Origin of the sequence: Rhodomicrobium udaipurense JA643, from assembly GCF_000636015.1 — a bacterium.
Classification (GTDB): domain Bacteria; phylum Pseudomonadota; class Alphaproteobacteria; order Rhizobiales; family Rhodomicrobiaceae; genus Rhodomicrobium; species Rhodomicrobium udaipurense.
Genome location: NZ_JFZJ01000212.1, coordinates 1 through 2,306, shown reverse-complemented (window position 1 = coordinate 2,306; position 2,306 = coordinate 1). Strand labels below are relative to the sequence as shown.

Below are 2,306 nucleotides of genomic sequence, written 5' to 3'. Positions count from 1 at the left end.
CTTCGGCGATGTCGAACATGACCACGTCGCCGAGTTCCTTGAGGCCGATCAGGTGGGCGAGTGTGCCGCCAATCATGCCCGACCCGATGAGTGCGATTTTGGCCCGTGCCATGCCGTTCTCCTAATTTGTCTTAGTGTGGCTCGCGTGCGTCTCCGCCGCGGGAAAATGCTGCGCTCGCGTTCCGATACTCGCATTTCGCGCGTGCGGCAAGACAAGTGACGGCAAGTTTACCACTGCGCGAGTGGCGCCCGATAGGACGAATTGAAGCCGCCCAGCGCGAAGAACACGACCGATTTTCGTAACGAAATTGCGAAAGTGTTTATTCTCATCCCGATTTTCGCCGAAAATGCCTGCGCGATTAGCGTTGATGTGGAATCAGGGATGCAACGCGATGCTGGCAGCGAAAGAGCGCTTTCCGAATCTTGCCGACTTCGGCACCGCCGATTTCGTCCGGGGACGGTCCCGCGCGGTCGAGGCCCTGTGGCTCGCCGTGGAATGGGCTTTCGTCTCCTCATGGCTGCCGGGATCGGCACACCGCCGCGCGCTTCTTCGCCTGTTCGGCGCGACAATCGGCGCGGGCGTGGTCATCAAGCCCGGCGTGCGGGTCAAATTTCCGTGGCGGCTCGAAATCGGCGACCATAGCTGGATCGGCGAGGATGCGTGGATCGACAACCTCGCGCCTGTCGCCATCGGGTGCGATTGCTGCCTGTCGCAAGGCGCGTATCTCTGCACCGGCAGCCACGACTGGAAAAGCCGCACCTTCGACCTCATCACGAAGGGCATCCGCGTGGAGGATGGCGCGTGGATCGCCGCGAAGGCCGTCGTCGCGCCGGGTGTCGTCGTCGGCGAGGGCGCTGTGCTCGTGCTTGGCAGCGTTGCGACGCGCGACCTCGCACCCTGGGGCATCTATCGCGGCAACCCCGCCGAGCGCATCGCGGAACGCCGGGCCGAAATCCTTGCCTCGTCGCCCGCTGAGCTTCGCCTGACACCGGAGGCAGCGGAAACGGACGTGGTCTGATAACAAGAGGGCATTCCGGTTCGCCGCAAAAGGCTATCGCCAGCGGATTTCGCGCTTGTCGGCGGTTCCCGGAAAGCCCATGTAAGGCGCGGAATTCTTGGCGGCCGAACAGCCGCTCGTCAGGTGCACATTTTTCGGGTGATCCAGCGATGGCGATTTCGCTTCTCGGCGGCGGTGCCGCTCAACCGGCGGACAACACGAGCGACATCATCAAGAACACCACCACGGCGACCTTCGTGGCGGACGTGATCGAGGCATCGCACAAGGTGCCTGTGATCGTCGATTTCTGGGCGCAATGGTGCGGCCCCTGCAAGCAGCTTACACCCATCCTCGAAAAGGTCGTCCGCGCCTCCAAGGGCAAGGTGCGGCTCGTCAAGATGAACATCGACGAGCACCCGGAGGTGGCTGGCCAGCTTCAGATCCAGTCGATCCCGGCCGTCTTCGCCTTCTCGCAGGGCCAGCCCGTCGACGGGTTCATGGGCGCGCTGCCCGAAAGCCAGGTGAAGACATTCGTTCAGCGCCTCATCGGCCCCGACGCCGATGACGCGGCGGGTGTCGAAGAAGCGCAGCGTCTGTTCGACGAGGGCGATATCGCGGGCGCGGCGCAACTTTACGGCGCCGTGCTCAAGAATGACCGCGAGAACGCGGACGCCATCGGCGGCCTGTCGAAATGCTATGTCCGCCTCGGCGACCTCGCCCGCGCCGAACAAGTACTTTCCATGACGCCGCCCGCGAAGCAGACGGCCGAAGCCTATCTCTCGGCGAAGGCGGCGCTGGAACTCGCGAAAAAGGCCGAGCCTTCCGCCGACACCGCGCCGCTGGAAAAGGCGATCGCAGCCAATCCACGGGACTGGGACGCGCGCTTCAAGCTCGCGCTCGCGCTCGTCGCAAAAGGCAAACGCGAGGACGCGCTCGACCACCTTTTCGAGATCGTGCGGAAGGATCGCGCCTGGAACGACGATGCGGCAAGGCAACAGCTTGTGGAACTTTTCGAAGCATGGGGGCCTAAGGATCCGTTGACACAAGCCGGGCGTCAGCGCCTGTCGTCAATTCTTTTCGCCTGACACATGAAGAGGGATGTTGCTGTGGGCATTACCGAAAGATACCGGACGCTCTCCGACCTCCCGGCGCAGATTCCCGTCTTCCCGTTGCAGGGCTGCATCCTGCTGCCACGCTCCAACCTGCCGCTCAACGTCTTCGAACCGCGCTATCTCGCCATGGTAGAGGATGCGATTGCCGGGGACCGTCTCATCGGCATCGTTCAGCCGCTCCCGGCGGAGGAAGAAT

3 protein-coding genes and 1 pseudogene are annotated in these 2,306 nt (G+C 63.3%); 3 read left to right on the top strand and 1 reads right to left on the bottom strand.

The genetic code is table 11. The features are described 5' to 3' along the window. Window positions 1–112, bottom strand: a pseudogene (locus tag T281_RS19000) (malate dehydrogenase); the annotation flags it as partial. Between the two features lie 280 nt (window positions 113–392). Between T281_RS19000 and T281_RS16875 the strand changes: the two are divergent. The 3 genes from T281_RS16875 to T281_RS16865 form a co-directional block, all read left to right on the top strand. Next, window positions 393–1,019: a WcaF family extracellular polysaccharide biosynthesis acetyltransferase gene (locus tag T281_RS16875; RefSeq protein WP_052037622.1), complete on the top strand. Its 627-nt coding sequence runs from the start codon at window positions 393–395 to the stop codon at window positions 1,017–1,019. A 149-nt stretch (window positions 1,020–1,168) separates the two neighbouring features. Then, window positions 1,169–2,083 (top strand): thioredoxin, encoded by a 915-nt coding sequence (gene trxA / locus T281_RS16870; protein WP_037242272.1) that lies wholly within the window; start codon window positions 1,169–1,171, stop codon window positions 2,081–2,083. A 21-nt stretch (window positions 2,084–2,104) separates the two neighbouring features. Continuing rightward, on the top strand, window positions 2,105–2,306 hold a 202-nt coding region (locus T281_RS16865; RefSeq protein ID WP_338053314.1), incomplete at its 3' end, for an LON peptidase substrate-binding domain-containing protein.